The following is a 23,992-nucleotide window of genomic DNA, read 5'->3' as shown; positions in this document are numbered from 1 at the left end:
ACTGTTTTGTGGGTGATTTCACAATAAAAGGATTCTTGTTTCATCACTTTCGCAAGAAATTTGATGTTCATCACGCAACAAGGCGCCACCGAGGCAAATAACGGCGTTCAGCGACATCATAAGGAAATGTTATAATTATAACATTCTGTTTTTCGTTATGTGGAAGGATAAAAGTATAGTCAGCTCACACGCCAAATAGCGTACGGGTGTTTTCTCGCAGAGTATCAGCAATATGTTGCGGGGATTCGGGCCGGAGTGCACACAACGTTTCCCAGACTTCCCTGACCCGCTCCGGACGGTTGGGCTGCCCCTGATACCCCTGTAATGGCATGTCGGGTGCGTCGGTTTCCAGCAGCAACGAAGTCAGCGGCAGCCGGGAAAGAGTCTGCCGAGTTTTACTGGCGCGTTCATAGGTAATGGTACCGCCTACGCCAATCGCATAGCCCGCACGGATAAAGGCCAGCGCCTGCTGTTCGCTGCCGGCAAAACCATGTACCACACCACAACGTGGCAGGCTGATACGGCGCAGATGCATCGCCAGCTTGTCATGAGTGCGGCGTGAATGCAGGATCACCGGCAGGTCATAATCACGCGCCAGCCTAAGCTGCGCATCCAGCAGCGCCTGCTGTCGTTCGAACTGCGGATTGTCGATGTAGAGATCGAGACCAATTTCCCCAATCGCCACCAGCTTCGGGTGCCGCCGTTGCAGATGCTGCTCCAGCACCTGCAAATCCTCAGGCCGATGCTCTGCAATCGCCATTGGATGCACGCCGAGCGCGGCATAAACCGCATCATGGCACTCAGCCAGCGCAATCACCCCATCAAAGCGCTCTGCGGAGACGCCAACAGCAATAATTCGCTCAACGCCTGCGGCAGCCGACCGTTGCAGGCTGGCCGTTTCATCCCCCACAAACGGCGGAAAATCAAAATGGCAGTGGGTGTCTACAAAGCGCAGCGTCATGCCAGCGATCCTTTATCAAAATCTTCATCATTACCCGGCAACGATGGCAGGTTAATCCCCTGCCGATGCGGTTCATTGGCAACGGGCAGCAATGGCACCACCGGCCGCCGGATAAGACGGTTGCCGTCGTTTAGCCACTGACCGAGCGTGGCAAGAAAATAACGCCCACAGCGGCGGCCAAGGTGATAATCCTGATTGAGCGCAGCAATCCGACTGCCGAGCGCGTTGCTGGCCAGTGGGCGCGGCGGATAGATTTCAATAATGCGCAGCGAATCCGGCGGGTTGTCGATAAAGCGCTGGATCTCGCGATAGCTCTCTTCATGCACCTGCAAAACGTTGATCAGCGGTTGCAGTGCGCCCTCACTCAGCCAGCGTTCAACGCGTTTCAACCACAAAGGAGTATAGGTCATCTGCGAGGGTACCGTGCGGATTACCACTATGGTTTCCGCGCCGCGCCGTGCGGCTTCGCGCACCGGAATGGCATCGCGGATGCCGCCATCAAGATAGCTGACGCCGGAGAGATCAACACCCGGCCGGTAAAAACCCGGAATGGCGCTGGAAGCCTTGATAATGTCATGCCAGGTATCGGCGGTCGGTGAAAAATAATCCGGCGTATAATCGTCGCTTCTGCAGGCGCACATATAGAATTCGCGACCGCTGGAGAACAGTTTCTCCCCGGCATCAACGGCCAGTGGGAACTCTTTGCGGGTCACATCGATCAGCCAGTCGAGATCGATCAAATGCCCTCCACGCACAAAACGCAGCGGATCAAAGAACTGTTTACGGGTGGTGTAACGGGTGATGACACGGCGAGCATAGCCCGGTTGGCCGCAGACAAAAGCAGAGAGATTTTGCGCCCCGGCAGAGGTGCCGAGCATCAGATCAAAGGGGTTGAAGCGGGCCTGCTGGAAAGCGTCCAGTACACCGGCGGTGAAGATACCGCGCTGCCCACCGCCTTCGCATACCAGAGCGAGTTTGCCTGGCCGGAAGGGTGTTAACGCCAGTGGCTCAATATTGCCAAGGGTTATCGGAATGCGTGTGCCCAAGCCAGGTATCCTCTCAAGGTAAAGAGAAAGAGGATACCTGTTCTTGGTCAGGTGCGTGAGGCGCTTATTGCTTATTCAGCGACTCAGGCCAGGGACTAAAGTTTTTTACGCCCGGTAAACAGGCTGACAAGGAAAATAATAATACCGACGAAAAACACAATCTTAGCTGCGCCTGTAGCCGCACCCACTAAATTACCGAAGCCCAGGACTGCGGCAATCAGCGCAATAATCAGAAAAATAATACCCCATCGAAACATATGTCTCTCCTTACCAGTAGTGAAGTCTAACTATTTTTTATCATTCACATCTCCTGCCAGGCAGGGGGAATGTTTGTTCTGTGCAGATGAATCAACTGGCGGCCCCGGTAAACCAGGGCCGCTGGTTTATTACGATTTAACGGTCAAATCGTTTTTAACGCTCTTAACACCTTCAATCGCTTTGGCAATGCCTTCAGCGCGTTCAGACTGCGCCTGGGTTTTCACCGTACCGGAAAGCTGTACCACACCATTGGTGGTTTCCACTTTCACATTGCGCGAAGGAACGATGTCATCAGCTAACAGTTTAGCTTTAATTTCGCTGGTCGTTGCTGCATCACCGGCATAACCGCTAACTGTCTGTTTTGTGCTGTCTTTTACGTGCAGTTTGTCACTAACGGATTTCACACCTTCCACTTTCTTCGCAGCGGCCACGGCCAGTTCAGCCTGCTCCTGCGAAGTCACGAAACCGTTAAGTGTCACCACACCACTGTGTGTTTCAACGGAAATATCGGTGCTTTTAATCGCATCGTTATCCACCAATGCGGCTTTTACCTTAGCGGTAACGCCGCTGTCATCCATGTAGCCACCGACTTTTTTCATAGAGCTATCGATTTTCGAACCCGCGCTATCCGCCGTAGACTCTGTTTTGTTCATCAAGGTGCCTTCTGCCAGAGCAGAACCGCTTACCAGAGCAGAACCTACCACTAACGCCATCAGGGTTTTTGTCATCTTAGTCTTCATCATCGATTCGTTCCTTTTGTCTTTTACCACTCACAACGGTGAGCTTTTCAGTCACAAACGGCGTGACTGTAGTTGTCGGCAATTCGTGCTGCTTTTGCCATTGAACGTTGCAGCCATCGCGCCGCATATTTTTCGTCCTGTAGACATGAATATAGTCGGTAATGAGGATTTCACCGGGAATGGTGGTTGATTTGATGGATAAAGCAGCAAAAAAGAGGGGTTTTAGGAGGAGTCTGTAAAGGTGATTCAGGGCGGACCGGGAAAGAAGGTCCGCCCCTCTGCGGGATTAATGCTCGCGGGTTTTGCGGAACACCACGTCAGGATAACGCTCCTGGGTGATATTCAGGTTCACCATGGTCGGTGCGATATAAGTGAGGTTGTCACCGCCATCAAGCGCCAGGTTGACCTCATTTTTACGCTGGAATTCATCGAACTTCTTCGCGTCACTGCACTCCACCCAGCGGGCGGTTGAGACGTTGATCGCTTCGTAGATCGCTTCCACGTTGTATTCGCTTTTCAGACGCGCAACCACCACATCGAACTGCAGCACCCCAACAGCGCCAACGATCAGATCGTTGTTGTGCACCGGGCGGAACACCTGCACTGCCCCCTCTTCTGACAGCTGTACCAGCCCTTTCAGCAGCTGTTTCTGCTTCAGCGGGTCGCGCAGACGAATACGACGGAAAAGTTCCGGGGCGAAGTTCGGAATACCGGTGAACTTCATGTTCTCACCCTGGGTAAAGGTGTCGCCAATCTGGATGGTACCGTGGTTATGCAGGCCGATAATATCGCCCGGATACGCTTCTTCAACGTGCGAACGGTCACCCGCCATAAACGTCAGCGCATCGGCGATCACCACATCTTTCCCGGTACGGACCTGACGCAGTTTCATGCCTTTTTCATATTTACCGGAGACCACACGCATAAAGGCCACGCGGTCACGGTGTTTCGGGTCCATATTGGCCTGGATCTTAAACACGAAGCCGGTAAATTTCTCGTCCGTGGCGCTGACGGTACGTACGTCAGTGTCACGCGGCATCGGTGAGGGTGCCCACTCCACCAACCCGTCCAGCATATGGTCAACGCCGAAGTTACCCAGCGCCGTACCAAAGAATACCGGGCTTAATTTACCTGCCAGGAAGGCATCGCGGTCGAACTCATGCGAAGCCCCCTGCACCAGCTCCAGCTCATCACGCAGCTGTGCCGCCAGGTCTTCACCAATCGCCGCGTCAAGCTCCGGATTATCCAGCCCTTTGACGATGCGCACTTCCTGAATGGTATGGCCTTTACCGCTCTGATAAAGGTAGATTTCATCTTTGTACAGGTGGTAAACGCCCTTGAACAGTTTGCCACAGCCGATAGGCCAGGTGATTGGCGCACAGGCGATTTTCAGCTCGCTCTCAACTTCGTCCATCACTTCCATCGGGTCGCGGATGTCACGGTCAAGTTTGTTCATAAACGTCAGGATCGGCGTATCACGCAGACGGGTAACTTCCATCAGCTTACGGGTACGATCTTCAACGCCTTTTGCGGTGTCAATCACCATCAGACAGCAGTCAACCGCCGTCAGCGTACGGTAGGTATCTTCGGAGAAGTCTTCGTGCCCAGGGGTGTCCAGCAGGTTTACCAGGCTACCGCGATAAGGGAACTGCATCACCGAGGTGGTGATCGAGATCCCACGCTGTTTTTCCATCTCCATCCAGTCAGATTTTGCATGCTGGTTAGAGCCACGGCCTTTTACCGTACCGGCGGTCTGAATAGCCTGTCCGAACAGCAGCACTTTTTCAGTGATGGTGGTTTTACCGGCATCCGGGTGAGAAATGATGGCAAAAGTGCGGCGACGAGCCACCTCTTGCATAAACGGTGCATTTGACATGAAGCTTCTTCTGGTTTGGCGCTGTGCCAGTGCACGGCAGAGCGCGTGCGACGGTTTTCACAGCCGATTAATCAATAATGGTCGGCATTTTCGCCTATCCCGGCGTCAGACACAATGACTGACCGGCGCTTATTCAACCGAAAGCGTGCGCGCAGGCTTACTGCTCTTCAGTACGGCCTGTGCAATGCCGCACGTTCAGCTTCACACTCGGCCCGGCAGCCGCAGCCCTCAAGGTGATCGTTCACCAGCCCCAGCGCCTGCATCAGCGAGTAAGTGGTCACCGGTCCCACCCACGTCCAGCCCCGTTTTTTCAATGCTTTCGACATCGCTGTCGCTTCCGGTGAGGTGTTTTGCGTTTGCCAGTAATGCAGGTCAATGCGCTGTGGGCGATCGGCTGCTGTCGGTTCAAACTGCCAGAACCAGGCTGCCAGTGACCCGGCTTCTGCCACCAGTCTCTGCGCACAGCGGGCATTGTTAATCGCGGAGAGGATCTTGGCGCGGTTTCTGACAATGCTTTTATCTGCCATCATTCGCGTCACATCCTGCTCGTCATACTGCGCGACGAGAGAGAAATCGAAACCGTCGAACGCACGGCGAAAGTTTTCGCGCTTGTTATAAATCATCTGCCACGACATGCCAGAGTGAAAACTTTCCAGGCAGACTTTTTCAAACAGCAGGCGATCGCTCACTACAGGTCTGCCCCATTCGCGATCATGATAGTCAGGCATTGTCGCCTGCCAGGCGCAGCAGCGCCGTCCATCCTGGGTTGTTATCAGCCCCTCCTGCTCAAGATACGCGTTGTCAGATGCCGCCATTTTTCCTCTCCTTTTGATCAACAGTGCTCATTGAGGATAAACCTGGGGTTGCAGAGAATGCTATATGTGAACTGTATTTATCGGCATGGTCCATACTTTCAGACCATCGCGATCCCGTTCCCCTAAGAAAGGACCATTACTGCTATGAGTAACAACGACTATCAACCAGCCAAAGTCTGGAGCGAGAATAAAGGTCTGGGTGGCACCTGGGGCAGCATTAACCGCCCAACCGCAGGTGCACGTTCTGAAGCCAGCCTGCCCGTCGGGAAACACCCGTTGCAGCTCTACTCTATGGGCACACCAAACGGCCAGAAAGTGACCATTCTGCTGGAAGAGTTGCTGGCGCTGAACGTGCAGGGCGCGGAGTATGACGCGCATCTGATCCGCATTGGTGAAAGTGAGCAGTTCACGTCCGGTTTTGTTGCGGTTAACCCGAATTCGAAAATCCCGGCGCTGCTCGACACCACCACGGTTCCGGGCACTCGCGTGTTTGAATCTGGCGCGATCCTGCTGTATCTGGCGGAGAAATTCGGGCATTTCCTGCCCAAGGATGCGGCAGGACGTACTGAAGTGCTGAACTGGTTATTCTGGCTACAGGGCGCGGCGCCTTATCTTGGTGGCGGCTTCGGGCATTTCTATCATTATGCCCCGGTCAAAATTGAATACGCCATTGACCGCTTCACGATGGAGGCCAAGCGTCAGCTCGACCTGCTGGATAAGCAACTGGCAGAGCATCGCTACATTGCCGGAAACGAATACAGCATTGCCGATATCGCGATCTGGCCGTGGTATGGCGCACTGGTACAGGGATTGATGTATGAAGCCGCAGAGTTTATTGATGCCGCCTCTTACAAAAATCTGGTGCGATGGACCGAAGAAGTCGCACAGCGCCCGGCCGTCAAACGTGGCCGCATCGTCAACCGGACATGGGGCGCGCCGGAAGAGCAGTTGCCTGAACGTCACGACGCATCAGATTTCGACAAACTGGGGCTGTAAAACACCTGACCGGGCAAGGTGAAGGGGCGGACCTTCTTTTTCGGTCCGCCCGTTACACTAATTTATCCTGGAGTTCTTTCAGCGATGTGACCTGCCAGGTCGGGTTGATCCCTTCCGGCTGCGCCCGACCTTCGGCATTCAGCCAGCAGGTGGCCAGCCCCGCATTAATCCCCCCCAGAATATCTGAATCCGGGTTATCCCCGACCATCAACACCCGCTCACGTGCAGGATTGCCCATGCGGGTCAGCGCATAATCAAAGATCGCCGGATGCGGCTTGGCATAGCCCACCTGCTCAGAAATCACCAGCAGATCAAACACGCCCAGGAAGCCGGTACGTTCCAGACGCGCCTGTTGAAGGGCCGTAAAGCCGTTGGTGATGATGCCCATTTTCACTCTGCCCTTCAGCGCATTCAGCAGGTCGACGGCACCGACCAGCGGCGTGCAAATCTCAGCCATTGCGCTCAAAAAGCCACTGTTCAGGTCCTGAGCGGTCACATCCAGCTTCGCGGCCCAGCTCTCAAAACGCTGATGCTGTAACTGCAAGGCGCTGATCGCCCCGTTCTGATAATCCACCCACAGCGGCTTATTAATCGCCTGATAATCATCGTAATCGGCACGGCTAAACTGCACGTCATACTGCTGAAACAGACGCTGCAAACCGGCAAACGCATCGAAGTGGAATAACGTGTCGTCAGCGTCGAATAAAATCCAGTCCCAGTCTTTTAGCATCAGTGAGGTTCCCTGTTAAATAGTTAAAGCCATCATGATCGCGTCTTCTTTACCGTCTATCGTCGGATAATAGTTGCGGCGTATGGAGACTTCATTGAAATCCAGCTGCTCATAAAGCGCGATAGCCGCCGTGTTAGACGCGCGCACCTCCAGCCACAGCGTCAGTACGCCGCGCTGTTCCAGCGCGCTAATCAGATGCTGTAACAGCTGGCGCCCGAGGCCACGGCGCTGAAATGCCGGATCAACGGCCAGGTTAAACAGCGTAGCTTCATCCAGCACGACCTGCGTAATGGCAAAGGCGGCCAGCACGCCGTCTACCTCCAGGCAGAAGTTCAGGTAACGTTCGCCCTGATTGCTGGAGAAGGTTTTTTCTGACCAGGGAAAAGCGTGGCTGCGCTGCTCAATGGCAAACGCCTGTTCAAGATCGTTCGGGGTGAGTAAAGAAATCTGATTCATGTTGGCAAATCTGCAGCCAGAGCGCCCGTTTGGCGTCGGCATTGTGATAAAGCTCCGCCAGCAAAGGCGAAGCCAGTTGGGTTCCGGCCAGTGGCACCGGAGCATCGAGCCCTAAACACCAGCTGGCACAGCGGGCGTCATCCGGCAGCATCATAAGTTGGTCAGGGGTAAATATCTGCACCTGCGGATCGTGCAGGTTCAGTGCGCGCAGAACGTCCATCACTAACGGATCGTTCAGCACCGGGGGCGTTTCTGCCACAATCACCAGGCGAATTTCTGCGGGCAAGGTCACCGCAATTTCCCCCTGCAAGGCACGCGGACGCCGCAGCGTATACTGCGTTATGCCCATTTGCTGTAATAACCAGTCACGTCTGGAAGACATCTTTTTTTCCTGTCTGGTCGCCTGATTGCGTCGCCATGCTAGCAAATTCGTCGAAACTGCGCCAACAAACGACTATAATCGCCGCTCTGATTTATAAGGAGCCATCGATGTCCGCATTTACCCCGGCCAGTGAAGTGATACTGCGCCATAGTGATGAGTTTACTGAACGCCGCGTGCTGTTTGCTGGTGACCTGCAGGATGACCTGCCCGCCCAGTTGGAAACGGCACTGAGCCGGGTACATACCCAGCAATACCATCACTGGCAGATCCTCAGCCGTGCCCTTGGGGAAAGCGCCCATTATGGCCTGGTTGCCACCGCTGAGGTGGTCGCCGACTGCGACACTCTGGTCTATTACTGGCCAAAGAACAAACCAGAAGCACAGTTCCAGTTACAGAATCTGCTGTCACTGCTGCCCGTGGGCTGCGATATTTTCGTTATCGGCGAAAACCGCAGCGGCGTTCGCAGTGCGGAGCAGATGCTGGAAGACTGGGCAACGGTCACTAAGATCGACAGCGCCCGCCGCTGTGGTCTCTATCATGGCCGCCTGGACAAGCAACCGACCTTCGACGTTGACAGTTTCTGGGATGAATACCCGCTCGGCGATCTCACGATTAAAACGTTGCCTGGCGTGTTCAGCCGCGATGCACTGGATATTGGCAGCCAGCTGCTGCTCTCCACCCTCAAGCCGCACACCAAAGGCAAAGTGCTGGATATGGGCTGTGGCGCGGGGGTGATTGCTGCCCTGCTGGCCAGTCACTCGCCGAAAGTGCGCCTGACATTGACCGATGTGAATGCGGCGGCGATTGAAGCCAGTAAAGCCACGCTGGCGGCGAACCAGTTGGAAGGGGAAGTGTTCGCCAGTAATGTCTACTCCGACATCCCGGGCCGCTTTGACATGATCCTCTCCAACCCACCGTTCCATGACGGCGTGCAGACCAGTCTGGATGCTGCACAGACGCTGATCCGGGGGGCCATCACTCACCTTAACACCGGCGGTGAGCTTAGGATCGTGGCGAACGCCTTCCTGCCTTACCCGCAGGTGCTGGACGAAACCTTTGGCAGCCATGAAGTGCTGTTGCAGAACGGACGCTTCAAGGTTTACCGTGCCGTGAAAGGCCGTCCACCGAAGAAATAACCCTCTGTAACGTGTCGGATGATGGCACCGGGCGAGGCTTGCCTCGCCCCTGGGATTTCAACTCAGAATCCGTAGGGGTCAGGGCCGCATGAGCCGCTTCCGTTGGTTTTCCAGGCGATTGTTTCGACAATAAGAAATAACTGTTGACGTACTTCATAAAATCTCTAGAATGCGCCTCCGTGGTTGCGATATAACGTTGTTATGTTGCGGGTATGCGAAGGTGGCGGAATTGGTAGACGCGCTAGCTTCAGGTGTTAGTGTCCTAACGGACGTGAGGGTTCAAGTCCCTCTCTTCGCACCAAAAACCACGTTGTTCATATTACGCAGCATCTGCGCGAAGGTGGCGGAATTGGTAGACGCGCTAGCTTCAGGTGTTAGTGTCTTAACGGACGTGAGGGTTCAAGTCCCTCTCTTCGCACCAAATGCGGTGATATGAATAGAAAGTTCAACAGGACGCGAAGGTGGCGGAATTGGTAGACGCGCTAGCTTCAGGTGTTAGTGTCTTAACGGACGTGAGGGTTCAAGTCCCTCTCTTCGCACCATGTTGAATCCCTCTGCAGTGACTCCCACGATACCCTTCTGATTTCATTATTCATCCGCCTTATCTTTATCCATACCGTACTTCTGACGCCAAAACGCTCCTTGCTATTTGTTTATCAGCCCGGATGATCTCCGCTGGTCAGATCGTCGTAAAATTCACTGAAATCGCCGCAAGACCGCCAGCCAGTGCGATGCAGGAAGGCAGCAGCATATAGTGGCGCAGACGCTTGTGAAACAGCATCACCACGGTTGCCAGAAATGCCACGACCATCAGCACACGCCACTCACTGAATGACAACTCCATTAACGCCACCAGCGGCATCATGGCGCAAGGAATCAGTACACCCCACCCACTGTCCAGTCTTTTACCGATCATCCCGCTAACCCCACACAATCTCAAATGATAATGATTACCAATAGCATATGATAGTTTTTATCACTTTGCAGCAACATTGTTGAAACTTTGTCCCTGCGGATGACAGCCCCAGGTTTAAGTGGTAAATTGGCAACGATTACCATTCAGAAAAATCTAATAATAACGGCTCTAAACTATTCCAATTACGAGATATCAGTCGAGTCTGCGTGCCAGCACTTTGATATTTCAGGGCAGTCACGAGTAACTATAATGAAATTACAAAGCTACGATGAATTGCTTCACAGCAAGCATCGGCTATCGCTGATGCTATTTCTTTTTTTAAACACAGCTACCGCCATCTTTTGTCTGTTTAATGTTAATAGCATTGCCACATCCATGGTTACTGTACCAACGGCAGCCATCATAATATTGAGCATTACGTTGTTAATATGGATGGTTTTAAAACCTTTAGGTCAATTTCCGCTATTAAATATTGCCGCACTGCTGACAGGATTACTTTGGGCATGGCAAATCGTATTGAAGTATCACCAGAGCTTTTATTTTGATGGCAGCTATCTGCTGATCGCTCTGGTCAGCGTATTCTTTATCAGTGCGATTGCGCTGGGCGATCACCTGTTCGCCTTCTGTCTGCACACCCTCCCGGCGTCTGTGGCGGTACTGGTGCTGGATCACGGCCAGAATACGTTGGTTATCCTCTTTACCATCATCCTGCCGCTGTTTGGCTTTACCCTGCACCATCTGATGCAACGGCGGCGCGATAACTTTACCCGGCGCCTTGTCAGCCAGTTGTATGAAGAGAAAGAGACCTACAGTGACCTGAGCATGTTGGACCCGCTCACCGGGCTGTATAACCGACGCGGACTCAAAAACCGTCTGGAAAATATTCTCGATAATCATGCCGGCAGCCACTTCGTCCTGCTGCTGGATATTGATCATTTCAAAGCTTATAACGACAACTATGGCCATGCGATGGGAGATCAGGCGCTGGCTCGCGTTTCAGTGGCTATCCGTGACGCGGTGCGATCACGCGATATCGTCACACGCTACGGCGGTGAAGAGTTCCTGGTATTATTGACGAATGTTAATGAATCGATTGCGATGAAGCTGGCAGAGCGTATTCGCCAATACGTACTGGATCTGGAAATTCCTCATCGTTTTAATGATCGGGTGGCGACGCATGTCACCATTAGCGCCGGGATTGCCCCGCTGATTGAAGATGACTTTGACAATGCTCTGGCAAATGCTGACCGTGCGTTATATCTGGCAAAAAATCAGGGCCGAAATACCATTCTCTCTCATCAGGATAGGGTAAAAAAACCGCTTAACCAGCCCGCCGATGTTGTTTAAAAAATGAAACTGGCCTTTTTTAGGGCCAATTCATTTTAAAAACTTAACCTTTTTTTTAATACAAACTCACGCCAGCCAGCATTGAATTACGGTATTAGCGCGAATTAAGTTTTTTAATGATTAATATCTGAGTTTATCCTCTAAGGGAGAAGACGTGTTTTTCCGTTTTACAGACCGCTGACAATATGGCAATTTTATCGCCTTAAACAGCAGGAGATCAGCATGAGTCTGGAGTCAGTACGGCAGTTTTTTGCCGATCGCGCACCCGAAATTGACATCATTGAACTGTCAGAAAGCACCGCCACCGTCGCCCTCGCCGCCGCCGCTCACCGGGTTGAACCCGGGCAGATTGCGAAAACGCTGTCACTCAAAGTGAAAGACCAGGTGGTATTGATCGTGACCCGTGGTGATGCCCGGCTGGATAACCGCAAACTGAAAGAGGCGCTGGGTGCCAAAGCCCGAATGCTGAACACCGATGAAGTGGTAAGCCTCACCGGGCACCCGGTGGGCGGCGTGTGCCCGTTTGGCCTGGAAAATCCGCTGACGGTGTATTGCGATATCTCGCTCAGGGACTATCAGGAAGTCCTGCCCGCCGCAGGCGCTATCCACAGTGCGGTACGCATTTCGCCAGAGTATATGGCACAGCTAACCGATGCTAAATGGGTTGATGTTTGCCAGCCTCCTGCCCTGTAAGCATGCAGGGTCAGGCATGCCTGGCCCTACGCGCTGTTGGAAATCTTAACCCCACGCGTTTCGCGGCCAAACGCCACAATCACGCAGATCAGCACCGCTACCGTTCCGGCCACCACCGCCATCGCCATTCCGTAGTCATTGCCGTTGGCCACGGCAATCTTCGATTGCAGTGTGGCATTCACCGACGCCACCAGATTACCCAGTTGATAGACAAACCCCGGCAACACCGCTCGTGCACTGGCAGGCACCAGTTCGGTGAGCCAACCCGGTACCACGCCCCACGCGCCCTGCACCATAAACTGCATCAGAAATGCGCCGATACCCACCATCCATGAACCGCTGGAAAACGCCCACAGTGGCAGCACAGGCAGTGCAAGGAAGGCCGCGATCATAATGGCTTTCTTACGGCCAATTTTCTCCGACAGTGAACCAAATAAAATGCCACCGAGGATCGCCGCAATGTTGTAGAAGATGGCAATAATGCTGACCGTGTGGGGATCAAAACCGTGCTGCACTTTCAGGTAGGTCGGATAGAGGTCCTGCGTACCGTGGCTGAAAAAGTTAAAGCAGGCCATCAGTAACACCAGATAAATACACAGCTTCCAGTGACTTTTCAGCACCGGCAGCAACGCCACCGTCTCTTTACGCTCACGGGCAGCCAGCCACACCGGCGACTCCGGCACCTTAAAATAGATAAACGGCAGCAGCAGAATCGGCAGTGCACCAATCAAAAACATGCCGCGCCAGCCCACCAGGCCGTAGCACAATCCAAAGACGATCGATGCCAGCAAATACCCGCAGGGATAACCCGCCTGAAACACACCGGACATCAGCCCACGCGAACGGTCAGGAATGGTTTCCATCGCCAGCGAGGAAGCCACGCCCCACACGCCGCCCATCGCCACGCCATAAACCACACGGAACACCAGAAACCACACCAGCGTAGGTGACCAGGCGGAGAGCAGTTCGAAGATAGTGAATGCAATGATATTGACCATCAGAATCGGACGGCGACCATACTTTTCCGCCAGACGGCCGAACAGTAGCGCCCCCACAGGCCGCACGGCCAGCGTCAGCATAATCGCCAGTGACACATCGGTAATGCTGACATGAAAATTCGCCGCAATATCGCTGAGCACAAACACCAGAATAAAGAAGTCAAACGCATCCAGCGTCCAAGAGCCAAAGCTGGCGAACGCCACGTTGCGCTGAGTCGAAGTCCAGTTAAACATAGGAGAGAGTCCTGTCTTAAAAGCACACAAACAATGTTAATGATTTGTTTATAGCATGTAAGAAGGACGTAGATTGCGGCGCTTTTGTCAGGGTTCTCTTCAGACTGTAAAAGGCGATGTCATTATGTTAACAGACTAATAATTAGCCTGTTAACGAGAATTTCTCCACTAAATATCGCGGGCTACCATAGCCTGAAGCCCAACCTGCTGGCCGTATGACAGTTCCAGCGTGTTGCCATCAGGATCGGCAAAAAACGCCCAGTATCCCACAGGAGCGGGAGAGGCTACCGGGGCTTTACGCAGTACCCCTTCTTCCTGCGCCATCACGACTTTAGCGTCAATCTCTTCACGCGTGGCGCAGGCCACACCAAGATGGCCGAAGGGACCAAGTGGTGTGTCTCTTCTGACCGCCGTCTGCACCAGTACCAACGCAAACGGGCGGGAGAGGTCAGAAAGCCAGGCAACCTCTTGTGCTTCTGGTACACCCGGCTGGCGCTGATGCACCACCTGCATACCGGCGTAACGCTGATAGAAATCGATACTCTTTTGTAAGTCCTGCACTTCAAACGCTACATGGGTGAATCCCACATCGTGAGCACTCATCGCCCGCTCCTTCTCGTATCATCAGATGGGTTATCATGGCGTGTGCCGGTCACAGCAAGTGATCGTCAGTGCGGGACAAAACGAGGAGAGCACGGAAAGCGCTAAATATGTGCAGAAAACAAGCAACAGCAAGGGGGCAGGATCACTGTTCGGAAACCAGTCGCACCATCTTCTGCCAGCCACCATCCTGTGGCAGATATTTATTACCGTAAGTGACGTTAGCAATAGGTTTCAGCACCCACTGACCATCAGCGTTTTTGACCAGTTCATTCGGCCAGGTACGGCACCGATACATTTTCAGATCAACCGCCTGGCTCAACTGATAGTAGTGGCCCTTTTCTGGAACAAAACTGACGATGTTCATGCAGCGGTTCCTGCCGCGAGTATAGCTGTGATATACCGTGGTTTTTCGGCCCGCATAAATCGGCGTTTCGAAATAATCACTGGTGTAAGTGGCTTCTTTACCGCTGACTTTTGGCATGCCCTGGTCCTGCGTATTACGCTGAACCCAGTTACTTTCACGGATCAGCCCGCCGCGCAGTTTGCCGTCCTCTATCTGATACAGGGCATTACTTTCCGTGCTGCCCATAATGCGCAGTTGAGCTACTTCAGCACCCGCCGGAGGCGGGGTGAAAAACTCCTGCTGTGGCAGCAGGCTACAGCCGCTGAGCAGCAGCACCGCCAGCGGTAATATCCGTTGACAATGCATCGGCTTACTCCACACTATCAGGTCCAGACTTCCTGCCCGTCAGCGGTGATCCACACCAGCCCGGCGGGCGCTTTTGCCAGAAACCAGAAGCCGGTATCATCAAGATTGTCTAACTCATCGTCAGAGTCGGGCTGCGGCCAGGCCTCATTCAGACACTTAAGCTGTTCCTCAACCGTGCCCGTCAGCCAGGTACCGTCGCACGCCAGCCGGACCTGACCGCTCTTCATCAGTTGCTGCAGCAGATCAAAGAAAAGCTCTTTTCTCACGGCGCTGTTATCCGCCATGCTGCGGCACTCAACCTCAAGATGCTGCCAGAGGGCGCCGAGTGACAATCCCCGGGCGCTGGCGATCACGGCCTGATAAATGCCTTCTCTTTTCAGCGCACTCAAGGTGCTAAGACTTTGGGAGGCACCTGTGTATCCGGCATTTTTTGCCAGTTTGCATCTTCATGACCATATTTCCCCCCCCAGACGACATCGCTGATACGCTGAAGCTGCCACTCTCCCCGGTTATTTTTTGTCAGCTCATACGGCAAACCACGGCACTGGCGCAGACGCAGGTCAACCTGCAGGCCAAACTGGTAGTAGTGACCTTTCTGCGGTACAAACGTCATCGAACTGCTGCACTGGTTATTACTGCCGTGATACACCAGGCCAATACGGGTTTTTCTGCCCGCTATCACCGGGGTTTCATAAAAATCGCTCCAGGACGCTTTATCCTGTCCACTGGCCACCGGCATCCCGCCGTCCTGAGTGTGAGTTAAGATAAATTCACTACTGCGCACCAGCCCCCCCGTAAGCTGGCCCTCATTTTCCTGCTGAATTGACGCCAGCTCGGTGCCGCCAACAATGCGCACCGATGCCGTATCCGGGCCTGGCGCAGGCGGAGTAAAGAACGAATTATGCGGAAACTGGCTACAGCCGCTGGCGGCGACCAGCAGCAGGGACAGCGTGGTTTGACGGAACATCAGCATTTCTCCTTGTGGGCTATCAGGCGGTCAGGGCCAGCAGCTCCGCCACCAGCTCGCGGGCATCCTGGCGGTAGTTTTCGCACCAGACTGCCGACCAGTCAGCGGGGCGCCCCTGTTCTTCCCACTCTGCCAGCGCCAGGCCATTGACGATTTCCAGCTCAAACCACAGGCTCTGCCAGGCATCGGCATCCTTAACCAGGGCGCTGTCCTGCCACAGAAACTCGGTCTCTGCGACAAAACTGGCCCAGGCAAACAAATCCTCCGACGCCCGCGCTCCCCGTTCAATCAACTGCGCCTTATTTACCATATTTGACCGTCACCACTTTTCCAGAGCTGTTCGTGACCACCGAGACATTATTGGTGGCATCGTAATAGACCGTTGTATTACCCCGGCTTGAGGTAGCATTGCCTGTTTTAATGGTGTTTTCCACCACCGACGGCATGATGCCACGGTCCTGCATTCTATCTAAAGCGTGACCTGAATACTCGCGGTTGCTGATCGTGCCCACCTCGTTTCTTACCGGCTGATAAGACGGGTTTTTAGGCTGATTCATCTGGTTTTGTTTGCTGCCCAGCGGCAGTGCCGGTTCGCGTACGCTGCCAGTTACCGGCGGCGTCGGCGTGACGTTGCTGCCCGTTCCGCCGCTACCGCTGACAGGACTGCTGCCCTTGCTGCTGCTCACCCTCGGGGTGCGTGTGCCCTTAATTCCGCCACTCAACGCCCCCAGCGCGGCACCGGCCAGAAGCTGCGCTCGCTCAGAATCCATCCCGTAGCGGCTTTGCAACTGCTTCGCAAACTCCGTGCTGGACACCACCCCTTCCGCCTCAATCTGCTGGGCATAGAGTGACGACATGTCGTTCTTCATCTGCCAGGGCACGTCATCGGCGCCCAGCACACGATCGATCGCCTCGCGAACCAGCATGCCATTGGCCGTCACATCGCCAAAGTTAGCCTTACAGGCCGCCGCATCGGTGGCACAGACCGCAATCAGCTCATCCTGCTGTTTCAGGCTGAGTTCCTGCATCTCTTTTCTGACCGTGGCGCAGTCACCGCGTGCCTTACATCCCTGAGCTTTCGCAGCAAACTTATCAATCTGCTCAGGTTTCAGGTAATTATTGGTGATGGCATTATCGCCAGCCTTATAGGCATCAACGCTCCCCGCCGCATCACCTGACACCAGCGAGCCGGTAAGGCTGGTCGCGATCAGTGCCAGATTTTTAATGGTATTTTTTTGCTGACCATCAAGCTTATCGGTCGCGACATCCGGATAAAGAGCCTGATGGATCGCACGGGCAGCCAGCTCGCCGCCCCCTGCACCTACTGCACCAGCCAGCGCATTCTGCCCGCTCATTTCGGCGACGACACCGCCGAGGATCGCATGGGCAAAGGCGTTAGTGGCTATTTCCTGCGTCGTTGGATGGTCAGGATCTTTATAGGTGACATCTTTAATCACACCCGCCAGGTAAGGCGCCGAGGCCTGCGCCAGCGCTTTCGCCGGGTCGCCGCCTGCCAGTGCGCCCACTGCCGTGACAGCCGCATTTCCTGCCTTAACCCAGGTGTCATCTGGCTCGTAACCTTTGATCGCTTCTTTATAGGCACTGCTCTCTTTTACTGCCGTCCAGTAATCTGCACGATCCTGAGATGTGGCATTAGCCCCCGGTTTTTCACCTACCGCATCCATGCCCTGCTGGTTAGCATACAGCTGGCGTTCGGTGAGTACGGTGTTCATGGTTGAAGCAGCGATAGACCCGATCAACTGCACTTTTTGCAGGCGCTTCTGCTCTGCGGCCTTGTCAAAGATCGGGCTGAGCGTCTGATTAGCATGTTCCACATCACGGCTCAGGGTGCTGACATCCTGCTGCTGGCTGTCACCATTACGCACGATGAGCGTTCCATCAGAGACCGCCGAGTGAGTGGTGCTGGAGTCGTCCCCGGAGGCCTGAATCGCTGACATCGACGTTGGCGCAACATTCTGGCCCAACTGAGTCAGTATCGGTGCCAGAGGTTTTTTTTCTTTACTGCTGTCTTCAGCAGATGCCCCACTGTCTTTTTCCAGCTTGAACTGGCTGGACAGCCCGACGCTGACACCAGACGTCGCGTAATCGGCCTTATTCTCAATATTACTAAAGCCTAACGTGCCGGTATCCAGACGGTTTTTCGCCGCCTCAGCGGTACTGCCAATCACCGCCCCATTAAGTTGGGTATGATTACCGACGGTGACATCGTAGCCGCCGTCCCCGGCGAAGATGCCGCTTTGTTCCTGCACGCTGTCGTAGTTGCTGTCGATCTTATCCTTGCTGATCGACAAGTTGCCGCTGGCATTCATTGTGCCCAGGGTGAATTTCAGGCCACCGCTGATGTTCTGCTGTTTTGAATCGTAGTGGTTACTGTCCTGTTCGCTGGTGATGGTCAGGTCACGCCCGACATCCGCCACCACGCGGTCGGCGCTAATTTGCGCACCAGTCAGGGTGGTATCACGGCCACTCAGGAGCGTCACTTTGTTACCGGCATCCAGGGTGGTTTCGTTATGAGTCAGGCCATCACCCTTCTCATTGCCTTTGCCTTTGTTGCCATTGGCGAAGATGCTGATACCCGCTCCATCGTTGCCGACACCGATGCTGGCGCCAATTTCCCCACCGCCACTGCTGTTACTGCTGCTGGTCAACTGCGTATTTTCGGCGGATTTCAGCGTGATATCGCGCGCCGCTGACAGCAACATTTCATTACCAGCCTGAACCTTGCTGCCCTGCACCAGAATATCGCCATCCTGCGTTGAACCGTCGGTGCCGTTAGCAAAGATATTCAGATTCTGGGCTGCCTGAATAGCACTGCCCGCCGAGGTCATCTGATCACTCTGGCTTTCACTCCGTGATTTCTGCATGCCCAGCGACAGGCTGATGCCGACAAACTCGGTGTTGGTTGGATCCTGGATCGCGCCGCGCACGGCCTGCGCGGCCTGATAGCCGTCCAGCCCGGCTTTAACCCTTTGCAGTTCCGCCATGCGGCTGTCCTGCTTATCCGTTTCCATCTCAGAAATGGTTTTCGCGGTATTTAACGCCGATCCCGCCACACCCGACAATGCCAGCTTCAGCCCGCTGGAACGCGACTCTGTTGTACTGTGTTTACTGGCGCGATTTTCTGCTGAGCCGATTTCAACGTTTTTACCGATCAGATTAATATCGTTACCGGCGATCACCTCCGATCCTTTTATTTTCAAATCGTTACCGGCGATCAGCGTGGTATCGCCGTTGACCGATCCCAGCTGGCTGCCCTGCGCCGTCAGACTGGTGGTTTCATCGGTGGATTTATCGAAGGTGGAGCCAATGGTGACGCCAATGCCACCGCTGCTCATCAGGCCGGACTTGGTTTTCTGCTTCATCGCCCAACCGTCGCGGCTCTCCTCAGCGGTATCAACCGTCAGATTGTTGCCCGCTTTTGCAGTCAGGCTCTTATCGGCAGCCACATTGCTGCCGCTGATGCCAAGATCGTGCCCGGCCGACAGGGTAATATTTTCTCCGCCCAGGCTGCTGGCTGCTGCGTTTTCTGCCTCAAATCCGGCTCGCGTGGTAGTGGTATTGCTGGAGAGGAAGCCCGACCCTTTCACTTTGGAGGCCATATCCAGCGACGACTGCTCACTGGCCGTGCCAATGGTGATGTCATTGCCCGCGGCGAGGCTCAGGCCGCTACCGGCATTCAGCGTGGCCGCTGCCGCTGCAATATTGTTTGCCGCCTGCACCGCCACATCGCCGGCGCCCGTAATTTCACTGCCCACCGCCGTGGTGTTGCTCTGGCTCAGGTGGTTGTCTTTATTCCATACCACATTGTCGCTGGCACCGGAGTTGACCGTTGTCAGATTCACATCACGCCCGGCCAGCACGGTGGTCTGGCTGTTTTCGCCCGTATTCACCACCTTCGCCCCTTGCAGATTGACGTCACGCACCGCCTGTAAGGCCAGTTTGCCGTCATCCTGCTGCACATACATGCCTGCCACGCGCGACACCGTATCGCGGCTAAAGGTGTTGCTGCCGTTGGTGCTTTCCGTATGGGTGGTTTGCGACACAAGGTTGAGGTCGCGTCCCGCGCTGGCCACCAGCGAGGTCTGCGCCTGGATGATGCCGCCATTGTTGGTCAGATCATTGTTCGCCAGCAGCTGCACGTTGCCGCCGCTGATGATCCCCCCCACGTTGGTAATGCTATCGCCGCTGATGCTCAGCAGCTGGGTGGCATTTACGCGGCCCGAGTTCAGCATATTGCCACTGACACCCACCGCGATATTACGCCCGGACAGCAGCGCCCCGCTGCCATCAATATCGCCCTGTTTCACCTGGGCATAAACCTGCGGCACCAGCACACTCTGGCGGCTGCCATCGGCCAGCGTGACATCACGCGCCACCAGCCACACCATATCGCTGGTGATGTTTGCCATCTGGCTGGCGGTCAACGCCACGCCCGGCACCAGATTAAAGTTTTTCCCGAAAGCGACCCCGGCTTCCATCAGGGCCTTGTACTGATCCTCATCGCTCTGATAGCCCGCCAGATAGCGCTCGCCGGTCAGTTCCACCAGCTGTTCGCGCACCAGGCGCTGCTCGTAGAAGCCATCGCCCAGGCGTTTCTGAGTGATATCAGGATCGGAACGCAGCTGTGAAAGCATATAGTCAGAGCTGAGCCAGTTTTTCTGGTTGGTGTAACGCGGATCGGTTTCGATCAGGTAATTGCTGGAAGAGGATGGCAGCGGGTTAAACAGGCTGTTCTCCGGCAGCGTGGTGTCCGGCACCTGTGAGCGGATCACCGTGGAATCGGTGCTGCCCGCGATCTCAATGCGCTGACCGCCAGGCAGTGAAGCCAAATCTTCACTGTTCAGTAAACCGAGGCTGAAACCGCTGAGCGCTGGCGAACTGCTGTCCACCTTCGTGTTGCCTTTCGCCACGCTCGGTGACAGGGCAATCGACTGGATCTCATCCGGTGGCGTATAAGCGGAGGCACTATGTTTCTGCTTATCATGGCCTTTCTTGTGGATGCGATCCCACTCGATCACCTGCCCCACTTTCTGCACCAGCAGCGTCCCGGCCAGTTCCACGTTGTTCAGATTGGCATTGCTGACCAGCAGATCGCCCCCGGCAATAATGCGGCTCTTATCGTTGAGGGTATTGTCAGCATTGATCGCCAGACTGCCGCCCGCGATGATCTGCGCCGGATCGCTTTCCGTGATCTGTTCCTGCCAGGTGCTCTGGGTATAAGCATACTGGTAGTAGTGATCCTGATTACACACCACACCTTCAATGCAGATGTGCTGTACTTCGTTGTGAGAGAAGCTGATGTTGTAGTCGCTGGTGCCGTAATGCACGCCGTTATTCAGCCCGACCACCATATATTCTTCTTTTTGCTCGTCCGAGAGATGCACCATCTCGGTAGCAAAGTGGTCGTTAATATTGTTCAGGGTGGCGGTATTGATCAGCATATTGCCGATAGATTCGATCGTCGCGCTGTGGTTGTTGATCGTCGTTGCCCGCCCGCTGGCAGCATTGTTCTCATCCAGCTGACCACCAATCGACATATCCCCATCGCTGTAGATCAGGCTGTGGGCGCTGTTGTTCAGCGTACCAACACCGAGGTCCAGGCGCTGGCGGGCTGCAATGGTCGCCGCACTCTCACCTTCCGCCAGGTTATTCAACTCCCCGGCCTGAATCGCCAGATGATCGCCATAAATACGACCGCTGCCGATATTGTTCAGCGTTCCGGCACGCAGCACCGTTTCCACACCGTCGATAATGCCACGGTTGGTCAGGCTGCTACCGGCATCCACGTGGGTGATCTGCCCACTGATATCGCCACTCTGCTGGTTGTTCAGGCTGGCGGCCGTCACCGCTAACTGCTTGCCGGCATTGAGCTGCCCGGCGTTATCCAGCGCGCCCTGCACGTTAAGGTCGAGATTGCCGTTCGCCAGCGTGCTGCCCACGTTACTGAAGTCACCGTTGACCGCCAGCTGCATGTCACCGAGTGAGAGCAACTGGCCGTTGCCGCTCACCGACTGAACGCCGGCGTTGAGGTTTTTCCCGGCAATCACCTTGCCGCCCTCATTATTCAGCGCACCGGCCGTAAGCGTGACACCCTCCGTCGCCGCAATGCCGCCATTCTGGTTGTTGAGTGCCTGGCCAGCGCTGTCCAGCGTCAACTGCTGGCCGACCATGGTTCCGCCAACGTTGTTAATGCCCGCGCTGCGCACCTGCACCTTGCCCGCCGACTCCAGACGCCCGCCGTTATTGTCGAGCTGTGCGCTGGTCAGGGAGAGATCGCCGCTCAGTGCGGAGACCATCCCGCGATCGGTATTCAGCGCGCCGCCTGAGGTCAGGGTGACGTCCGATCCCGCGCTGCGGCTGTCGCTCAGGTCGATCTCTGCCGCCTGCACCGTGAGTTTTCCGGCGGCCAGATTCTGCCCGTTACTCGCCAGTTTCCCGTTACTGGTCAGCGTCAGATTGCCGCTCTTTCCAACGCTGCCATCCGCATTAATCCCGGCGCCGAACACCGAATTTTTACTGCTGTTCAGCTCACCGGCGCTGGCAAGGGTATCGCGTCCGGCAGCGATCAGCCCGTCATTGTTCAGCTGTCCGCTGACGCTGGTATGCATATCACGTCCGGCATACAACGTCCCCCCGCTGTTGCTTAACTGAGCGCTGGTCAGGGTCAGATCGCCGCTGTGCGCAGAGACCGTTCCGCGATCGTTATTCAGCGTGCCCTGGGTGGTCAATGCCACCTCCGCTGCGCTGGTCTGGCTGTCGCTGAGGTCAATATCGGCCGCCTGCACGGTCAGTTTCCCGGCCGCCATGTTCTGCCCGTGGCTGGCCAGCTTACCGGTGCTGGTGAGCGCCAGATCGCCGCTTTCTCCCAGGCGGCCATCGGTTTTCACCCCGCCGCCAAAGACGGCATTTTTGCTACTGTTGATTTCACCTGCACGGGCGCTGGTATGACGCGCCGCGACCACCATGCCATCGTTGTTCAACTGACCGCTCACGCTGGCACGCGTATCGCGTCCGGCATACAGCGTACCGCTGTTGTTCAGCGCACGGCCGCTCACCTGAATATCTTCACTGGCGTTGATCGTACCGCTGTTTTCGATATGCCCGTCGGCGCTGAGGGTGACGCTACCGGCCTGCGCGCCCAGCGTTCCGGCGTTACGCACGCCAACACCGCTTTCTGTGCCAATCAGCTGGATTTTCCCGGCGTACATGCCGCCAAGGTTGGCCACATCCAGCGCCAGCGCTGGCTTCACATCGTTATCACTGTCCGTATTTTTGCTGACGCTGGCACCGTCGGCGCTGACGCGGTTTTTACCGGTCGTCACTTTTAGATCGCTGGCCCAGATACCACTGTTCACTTTCACCGTGTGCGCAATCAGGTCGGTATAGTCCTGGCGGCTGCTGTCCATTCCCGCCCCCTGCACCACAATCTCCCCGCCATTGACCTGATAACCGGTCAACTGGCCGTTCTGCATAATCGCTTTACCCGTGGTCAGCGTGGAACGGTTCGCATTGATAAAACCGCAGCCGTCACAGGTGATCCCGGCAGGGTTAGCGATCACCACCTGCGCCCTTTTACCTGCGACTTCGATATAACCATTCAGCTTGCTGGGGTCGCGCGAGTTCACCTCGTTGAGGATCACTTTCGCTTCTCCGCGTGCCAGATAAGGGTTCGCCGCCACCCAGCCGCCCTGCTGCGTCTGCGTATTGCGGTGGGAGTTATTGAGGATCACGCCCTTTTTATCAACGTCGAACTGGCTATAGGTATTGCGTGATACGCCACCCGCGCTCGGAGCCTGAATATTCACCTGCGGCGTGCCGTTGGCTGTTTTGCCGATCATCGGCTGCTGGCCCGAAGGCGCACTGCCATCGGCGACAATCCCTGCGGCCTGCGCCTGTGGCATCAGCGCCACCATGCCCAGCGCCCCCAGCGTGAAGAATGCCAGCGGGGAGAGCTGGCCAATCAGCTGGCTGAGCGTATGCCCTTCGCCGCTCACCGCCGGACCTTTACCATGACCACGGCCATTTTCGGCCACCACCATCAACAGGCCACGCGCCTTGTTGAAAATTACGCGATACAGATTCTTATTCACCTGGGTTCATCCCTTCCA

At 55.2% G+C, this 23,992-nt stretch carries 21 protein-coding genes and 3 tRNA genes; 7 read left to right on the top strand and 17 right to left on the bottom strand.

What is annotated here, in order from left to right:
• Positions 1-184 precede the first annotated feature (184 nt).
• The 6 genes from FY046_RS20670 to FY046_RS20645 form a co-directional block, all read right to left on the bottom strand.
• Positions 185-961: a TatD family hydrolase gene (locus tag FY046_RS20670; RefSeq protein ID WP_167863340.1), complete on the bottom strand. Its 777-nt coding sequence runs from the start codon at positions 959-961 to the stop codon at positions 185-187.
• The gene (locus FY046_RS20665; protein ID WP_159336854.1) at positions 958-2,007 is read right to left on the bottom strand and encodes a patatin-like phospholipase family protein; all 1,050 of its coding nucleotides are present in this window, start codon (positions 2,005-2,007) and stop codon (positions 958-960) included. The genes FY046_RS20670 and FY046_RS20665 overlap by 4 nt, the downstream gene beginning before the upstream one ends.
• A gap of 95 nt (positions 2,008-2,102) precedes the next feature.
• Positions 2,103-2,264, bottom strand: a complete 162-nt coding sequence (locus FY046_RS20660; RefSeq protein ID WP_133842404.1) for a DUF1328 domain-containing protein — start codon at positions 2,262-2,264, stop codon at positions 2,103-2,105.
• A gap of 129 nt (positions 2,265-2,393) precedes the next feature.
• Positions 2,394-3,008: a molecular chaperone OsmY gene (gene osmY / locus FY046_RS20655; RefSeq protein ID WP_133842405.1), complete on the bottom strand. Its 615-nt coding sequence runs from the start codon at positions 3,006-3,008 to the stop codon at positions 2,394-2,396.
• Between the two features lie 283 nt (positions 3,009-3,291).
• Complete coding sequence (prfC, locus tag FY046_RS20650) at positions 3,292-4,881, bottom strand: peptide chain release factor 3 (RefSeq protein ID WP_133842406.1); 1,590 nt, start codon at positions 4,879-4,881, stop codon at positions 3,292-3,294.
• Positions 4,882-5,048: 167 nt separating this feature from the next.
• Positions 5,049-5,696, bottom strand: a complete 648-nt coding sequence (locus FY046_RS20645; RefSeq protein WP_446186446.1) for a DNA-3-methyladenine glycosylase I — start codon at positions 5,694-5,696, stop codon at positions 5,049-5,051.
• Between the two features lie 144 nt (positions 5,697-5,840).
• On the opposite strand from FY046_RS20645, the gene yghU reads away from it, so the two are divergent.
• The gene (yghU, locus tag FY046_RS20640; RefSeq protein ID WP_200641727.1) at positions 5,841-6,692 is read left to right on the top strand and encodes a glutathione-dependent disulfide-bond oxidoreductase; all 852 of its coding nucleotides are present in this window, start codon (positions 5,841-5,843) and stop codon (positions 6,690-6,692) included.
• Between the two features lie 52 nt (positions 6,693-6,744).
• Here yghU and yjjG read toward each other — a convergent pair whose 3' ends face one another.
• From yjjG to FY046_RS20625, 3 genes are read right to left on the bottom strand one after another with little or no spacing between them, the layout of a single operon-like run.
• Positions 6,745-7,422 carry a pyrimidine 5'-nucleotidase gene (yjjG, locus tag FY046_RS20635; RefSeq protein WP_167863339.1) on the bottom strand — a complete coding sequence of 226 codons (678 nt, stop codon included), beginning with the start codon at positions 7,420-7,422 and terminating at the stop codon, positions 6,745-6,747.
• Between the two features lie 15 nt (positions 7,423-7,437).
• Positions 7,438-7,878 (bottom strand): ribosomal protein S18-alanine N-acetyltransferase, encoded by a 441-nt coding sequence (rimI, locus tag FY046_RS20630; RefSeq protein ID WP_446186445.1) that lies wholly within the window; start codon positions 7,876-7,878, stop codon positions 7,438-7,440.
• Positions 7,841-8,260 carry a DNA polymerase III subunit psi gene (locus tag FY046_RS20625; RefSeq protein ID WP_446186444.1) on the bottom strand — a complete coding sequence of 140 codons (420 nt, stop codon included), beginning with the start codon at positions 8,258-8,260 and terminating at the stop codon, positions 7,841-7,843. The genes rimI and FY046_RS20625 overlap by 38 nt, the downstream gene beginning before the upstream one ends.
• Positions 8,261-8,367: 107 nt before the next feature.
• Here FY046_RS20625 and rsmC point away from each other — a divergent pair, with 107 nt between their 5' ends.
• The 4 genes from rsmC to FY046_RS20605 all read left to right on the top strand — a co-directional run bounded on the left by rsmC (position 8,368) and on the right by FY046_RS20605 (position 9,938).
• Positions 8,368-9,396: a 16S rRNA (guanine(1207)-N(2))-methyltransferase RsmC gene (rsmC, locus tag FY046_RS20620; RefSeq protein ID WP_446186443.1), complete on the top strand. Its 1,029-nt coding sequence runs from the start codon at positions 8,368-8,370 to the stop codon at positions 9,394-9,396.
• Between the two features lie 214 nt (positions 9,397-9,610).
• Positions 9,611-9,697 (top strand) — tRNA-Leu (locus tag FY046_RS20615).
• A gap of 33 nt (positions 9,698-9,730) precedes the next feature.
• Positions 9,731-9,817 (top strand) — tRNA-Leu (locus tag FY046_RS20610).
• A gap of 34 nt (positions 9,818-9,851) precedes the next feature.
• A tRNA-Leu gene (locus FY046_RS20605) sits at positions 9,852-9,938 on the top strand.
• 137 nt (positions 9,939-10,075) lie between these two features.
• Here the strand turns inward: FY046_RS20605 and FY046_RS20600 are convergent.
• Positions 10,076-10,312, bottom strand: coding sequence for a DUF1435 domain-containing protein (locus tag FY046_RS20600; protein WP_133842413.1), 237 nt, complete (start codon positions 10,310-10,312; stop codon positions 10,076-10,078).
• Positions 10,313-10,561: 249 nt separating this feature from the next.
• On the opposite strand from FY046_RS20600, the gene FY046_RS20595 reads away from it, so the two are divergent.
• Positions 10,562-11,659 (top strand): GGDEF domain-containing protein, encoded by a 1,098-nt coding sequence (locus FY046_RS20595; RefSeq protein ID WP_446186442.1) that lies wholly within the window; start codon positions 10,562-10,564, stop codon positions 11,657-11,659.
• 222 nt (positions 11,660-11,881) lie between these two features.
• On the top strand, positions 11,882-12,352 hold the full coding sequence (locus FY046_RS20590) for a YbaK/EbsC family protein (protein ID WP_133842415.1): 471 nt from the start codon (positions 11,882-11,884) through the stop codon (positions 12,350-12,352).
• 26 nt (positions 12,353-12,378) lie between these two features.
• Here the strand turns inward: FY046_RS20590 and FY046_RS20585 are convergent, their stop codons facing one another.
• From FY046_RS20585 to FY046_RS20555, 7 genes are all read right to left on the bottom strand, one after another.
• Entirely contained in the window at positions 12,379-13,584 is a 1,206-nt protein-coding gene (locus FY046_RS20585; protein WP_200641730.1) for an MFS transporter, read from the bottom strand.
• 168 nt (positions 13,585-13,752) lie between these two features.
• Positions 13,753-14,187 (bottom strand): VOC family protein, encoded by a 435-nt coding sequence (locus FY046_RS20580; RefSeq protein ID WP_200641731.1) that lies wholly within the window; start codon positions 14,185-14,187, stop codon positions 13,753-13,755.
• Positions 14,188-14,329: 142 nt separating this feature from the next.
• Entirely contained in the window at positions 14,330-14,896 is a 567-nt protein-coding gene (locus FY046_RS20575) for a hypothetical protein (protein ID WP_446186441.1), read from the bottom strand.
• A 17-nt stretch (positions 14,897-14,913) separates the two neighbouring features.
• Entirely contained in the window at positions 14,914-15,285 is a 372-nt protein-coding gene (locus tag FY046_RS20570) for a DUF596 domain-containing protein (RefSeq protein WP_325169034.1), read from the bottom strand.
• Positions 15,282-15,863, bottom strand: a complete 582-nt coding sequence (locus tag FY046_RS20565) for a hypothetical protein (protein WP_446186440.1) — start codon at positions 15,861-15,863, stop codon at positions 15,282-15,284. Before FY046_RS20565 ends, FY046_RS20570 begins: the two co-directional genes overlap by 4 nt.
• A 22-nt stretch (positions 15,864-15,885) precedes the next feature.
• Positions 15,886-16,173 carry a hypothetical protein gene (locus FY046_RS20560; RefSeq protein ID WP_167863337.1) on the bottom strand — a complete coding sequence of 96 codons (288 nt, stop codon included), beginning with the start codon at positions 16,171-16,173 and terminating at the stop codon, positions 15,886-15,888.
• Positions 16,163-23,974 carry a two-partner secretion domain-containing protein gene (locus FY046_RS20555; protein ID WP_446186439.1) on the bottom strand — a complete coding sequence of 2,604 codons (7,812 nt, stop codon included), beginning with the start codon at positions 23,972-23,974 and terminating at the stop codon, positions 16,163-16,165. The genes FY046_RS20560 and FY046_RS20555 overlap by 11 nt, the downstream gene beginning before the upstream one ends.
• Positions 23,975-23,992: the final 18 nt, after the last annotated feature.

It is taken from the genome of Erwinia sp. 1181_3, assembly GCF_052824965.1.
Note: the sequence above shows the minus strand (reverse complement) of the source record. Positions and strands in the feature narration are given on the sequence as shown.

What these genes read in the sequence shown, in the direction of transcription:
- FY046_RS20670 (WP_167863340.1), bottom strand. Translation starts at nt 961, where the DNA reads ATGACGCTGCGCTTTGTAGACACCCACTGCCATTTTGATTTTCCGCCG.
- FY046_RS20660 (WP_133842404.1), bottom strand. Translation starts at nt 2,264, where the DNA reads ATGTTTCGATGGGGTATTATTTTTCTGATTATTGCGCTGATTGCCGCA.
- osmY (WP_133842405.1), bottom strand. Translation starts at nt 3,008, where the DNA reads ATGATGAAGACTAAGATGACAAAAACCCTGATGGCGTTAGTGGTAGGT.
- prfC (WP_133842406.1), bottom strand. Translation starts at nt 4,881, where the DNA reads ATGTCAAATGCACCGTTTATGCAAGAGGTGGCTCGTCGCCGCACTTTT.
- FY046_RS20645 (WP_446186446.1), bottom strand. Translation starts at nt 5,696, where the DNA reads ATGGCGGCATCTGACAACGCGTATCTTGAGCAGGAGGGGCTGATAACA.
- yghU (WP_200641727.1), top strand. Translation starts at nt 5,841, where the DNA reads ATGAGTAACAACGACTATCAACCAGCCAAAGTCTGGAGCGAGAATAAA.
- yjjG (WP_167863339.1), bottom strand. Translation starts at nt 7,422, where the DNA reads ATGCTAAAAGACTGGGACTGGATTTTATTCGACGCTGACGACACGTTA.
- rimI (WP_446186445.1), bottom strand. Translation starts at nt 7,878, where the DNA reads ATGAATCAGATTTCTTTACTCACCCCGAACGATCTTGAACAGGCGTTT.
- FY046_RS20625 (WP_446186444.1), bottom strand. Translation starts at nt 8,260, where the DNA reads ATGTCTTCCAGACGTGACTGGTTATTACAGCAAATGGGCATAACGCAG.
- rsmC (WP_446186443.1), top strand. Translation starts at nt 8,368, where the DNA reads ATGTCCGCATTTACCCCGGCCAGTGAAGTGATACTGCGCCATAGTGAT.
- FY046_RS20600 (WP_133842413.1), bottom strand. Translation starts at nt 10,312, where the DNA reads ATGATCGGTAAAAGACTGGACAGTGGGTGGGGTGTACTGATTCCTTGC.
- FY046_RS20595 (WP_446186442.1), top strand. Translation starts at nt 10,562, where the DNA reads ATGAAATTACAAAGCTACGATGAATTGCTTCACAGCAAGCATCGGCTA.
- FY046_RS20590 (WP_133842415.1), top strand. Translation starts at nt 11,882, where the DNA reads ATGAGTCTGGAGTCAGTACGGCAGTTTTTTGCCGATCGCGCACCCGAA.
- FY046_RS20585 (WP_200641730.1), bottom strand. Translation starts at nt 13,584, where the DNA reads ATGTTTAACTGGACTTCGACTCAGCGCAACGTGGCGTTCGCCAGCTTT.
- FY046_RS20580 (WP_200641731.1), bottom strand. Translation starts at nt 14,187, where the DNA reads ATGAGTGCTCACGATGTGGGATTCACCCATGTAGCGTTTGAAGTGCAG.
- FY046_RS20575 (WP_446186441.1), bottom strand. Translation starts at nt 14,896, where the DNA reads ATGCATTGTCAACGGATATTACCGCTGGCGGTGCTGCTGCTCAGCGGC.
- FY046_RS20565 (WP_446186440.1), bottom strand. Translation starts at nt 15,863, where the DNA reads ATGTTCCGTCAAACCACGCTGTCCCTGCTGCTGGTCGCCGCCAGCGGC.
- FY046_RS20560 (WP_167863337.1), bottom strand. Translation starts at nt 16,173, where the DNA reads ATGGTAAATAAGGCGCAGTTGATTGAACGGGGAGCGCGGGCGTCGGAG.